A 3174-nucleotide genomic window follows, 5' to 3' on the forward strand; every position below is an offset into this window, starting at 1 on the left:
CTCGTGGGCGTTGTCGATGAGGTGTTGCTGGTCTTGGGTGAGGGGGCGGGGGGTGTTGGGGTTNGTCTCGGCGGTGTGGGCCCAGGCGTGGAGGGTGTCGGCGGTGTTCTGGGCCTGGTCGGCCTCGTGGTGGAGGGTGCGGGCGCGGTCGCGGAGGTCGTCGGGCGTTGGGCTTGTGGCGGGGGTGCTGTCGGTGGTGTGGGGGAGGAGGACCGTCCCTATGGTGAGGTCGTGCTCTGGCGATGATCCGCGGGGGCTGTCGGAAGCGGTGTCCGCTGGGGCGGCCAGGTCCGGTCCGATCTGGTCCCAGGTGCTGCGGAAGCCGGGGAGCAGGTTGAGGGAGCCCACCTCGTGGAGGGGGACCCAGCGCAGTTCGTTGCTCTCGTGGTCCCTGGGGGCCAGGTCGGGCAGGCCGGCCACCTCGGCGGTGTAGGTGTCGTAGCGCCAGACGCCGAGGTCCTGCTCGTAGTCGCCGGTACGGGTGGCGATGCCGGGGTCGCCGGCGACCTCTTCCCCGAACTCGCGTAGCGCGGCGTCGAAGGGGGTCTCGTCGCGGTTGCGGGCACCGCCGGGGATGGCCCAGGTCCCGCCGCCGTCGGTCCAGTCGGCCCGGCGCTGGAGCAGGACGTGGGTGGTCCCCTGGGGGTCCTTGGAGTGGAGCAGGAGCCCGGCCGCGCCGTAGCGGCCCCACCGTCGGCCGCCCTCGGGCAGGGTGACCCACCCGTCGCCGGACTCGCCCGGTTCGGAACCGTGGTCAGAGCCGGACGAGCCGGTGCCCTCGGCGGGGCCGGGTGGGAGGAGCCGCCCGTGCAGGAGGGTCTTCCCGCCCTGGCGCTCGATCCGGTCGACCACGTAGGTACTGCCGCGCGGCAGTAGGAGTTCCGACTCGTCCTCGTAGAAGCCCTGCCCGCGCAGCCAGAGCGCCCTGGTGCCCTCCGGCAGCGTAAGGTGGAGGTGGAACGGCGTGTCCCACTCGGGAAGGTCGGCCTCCGCCCCCAGCGAGGTGGACATGAAGCCGGGTTCGGTCTGCTCCTTGCCGAGGATGCTGTGCGGATTGTTCGGGTCGAACCCGTTCATGAAGCTGATACTGGCCAGTGCCCGGGGAACCACCAGGGGCTCGGGGAGGACGGCTCCGGCTACGGCCCGGTCAGCGTACCTGATCGACTCGTGGATCTCCTCCAGATCGGGGAGCTTCCCGTAGGCTTCGACCAGCTTCCCGACCTTGCCCGAGTTCTGCTTCCACTCGTCGAGGCGTGCCGACCGGTCCTCGGCGCCCAGGATGTCGTCAACGATCTCCCGCTGCTCGGTGCTGAGGTCGTCGCGCCCGTCGAAGACCTCGATGTCCGCCAGGGTCAGGCGGCGCGGCTCGTCCCCCAGAAGGTCGTACAGGGCCCATCCGGGGCCCTCGTCCATGTGCCACTCCTCCAGCAGAATCTGCTGGTCGTCCTCGTCGGGAGTGCGCAGGATGTCGTTGTAGATCCAGCTGTGCATGGTGTAGACGAAGACGGCCGCCTTCTGCTCATCGGGCAGAGTCCTGAAGGGGCGGGGGTACCTCCGCGGGTCGTCCAGGACCTGTTCGCCGTACCGGTTCCCCTCCTCGTTGGTGGCGAAGCGCCGGGCACCGTCCGCGCCGACGGTTCCGGCAAGGGGGGCGTCCGAGACGGTGTCGGCTGTCGGCCCGGGGCTGTCCGGGGCGGTGGACACCGCGGCCAGCCCGTCGTCCGCCGGGGTCTGCGCGAGCGTGGGCGGTACGGACAGGTCGACCGGTGCGACCGTTCCGGGGGGCTCGACCGGGGGCGGGACGGGGACGTCCGTCAGCATCCAGTCCAGGTCGGGCATGCCGTCCGCGTCCAGTGCCGGACCGGGCATCGAATCCGGTAGCGGCGGGCTGGCCTCCTCCCGGGGAGGCGTACTCCGCATCCAGTCCAGGTCGGGCATGCCGTCCGCGTTCAGCACCGTCTCCGGGTCGTGCATCCAGCCCGGGACGCCGTCTCCGTCCGGCGCGGAAGGCGGCACCTCCGAGGCCCGGTTTGTGGAGCGGTCCTCGTTGGAGGCGTGGGAGTCCTCGGGTGCGGGTGCGGGTGCGGGTGCGGGTGTGGGTGTGGGGGCCCAGTCCATGGCGCTGCTGTCGGAGCCGTCGGGGGTCTCGGTGCCCTGGTAGCCGGAGCTGGCGTCCAGGAGGGGGCGGGGCTGCCACCCGGGGGGCGGCCGCCAGCCGTGGGGGACGAGTTCGGCCTCGATGAACCAGACCGGTGCGAGGGGGCCGCCCTCGGTCCGCTGCGCCGGGTGCTGGTAGGCGGCGTGGATGACGAAGCTGCTGTTGCGCGCCAGCAGGAGTTCGCGTTCGCTGGGGGCGTGGGACAGGGGCGCGGCGTTGAGGGCGGGGAACCCTTCGGGGACCCGGAACATCATGTAGGCGGGGCGGTCGTAGGGGGTGCGTGTGCCCAGGGAGGTGGAGATGAAGCTGGGCTCGGTGTGGACGGTGCCCACTAGGCCGGTGAGGGTGTCGGGGTCGTTGGGGTCGATGCCCAGGTTGTCGGTGAAGCCGCTGTCGACGCCTTTGTGGACGAGGACCGGTTCGCTGAGGCGTGAGCCGTCCACGGCCCGGTCCAGGCGGTGGACGAGTGAGAGGAACTCGTCGCGTTTGTAGAGGCCGACGTTGCCGTGGCGCAGGCCCTGGTGGATCAGGGTGTAGCTGGCTCCGGTGTAGTCGGAGACGGCTTCGGCGAGGGCGGGGTCGGAGACCTGGGGCAGTTGGCCGTTCGCCCATGGTGTGGCCTGGCTGTCGCTCAGGCGCTGGGCGGGGCCCATGCCGGTGCCGCCGGGTTCGCGGGGCGTGCCGTGCCACAGGGGGGCGGGGCCGAGTTCGTTGCGGACGTCGTGGTTGCCGGTGAGGACCTCGCCGTCGCTGTCGTCGCTGTCGTCGCTGTCGGATGGGTCGGTGTCGGTGAGGACGGGGAAGGTGTGGAGGTTGGTGGTGCCGGGTTCTGGGGGTAGGAGGTGGCGGGTGTTGTGGTAGTGCTGTTCGGCTTGGGCTCGGGCGGTGGCGGCTTCGTCGCTGTGGGGGGCTTGCCGGGTCGCTTCGGCGGCGGTTTCGAGTGCGTGTGCGCTTTCGCGTAGGTGGTGTGCGCGTTGTTGGGCGGAGCGGGCGGCCTCGTGGGCGTTGTCGATGAG

1 protein-coding gene is annotated in these 3174 nt (G+C 71.4%); it reads right to left on the minus strand.

All coding sequences use genetic code 11. From position 1 onward, the window contains the following. A partial coding sequence (locus B042_RS27125) for an ADP-ribosyltransferase (protein WP_155989155.1) occupies positions 1-3174 on the minus strand: 3174 nt, incomplete at both ends.

This window comes from Nocardiopsis sp. CNT312 (assembly GCF_000515115.1).
Lineage (GTDB): Bacteria > Actinomycetota > Actinomycetes > Streptosporangiales > Streptosporangiaceae > Nocardiopsis.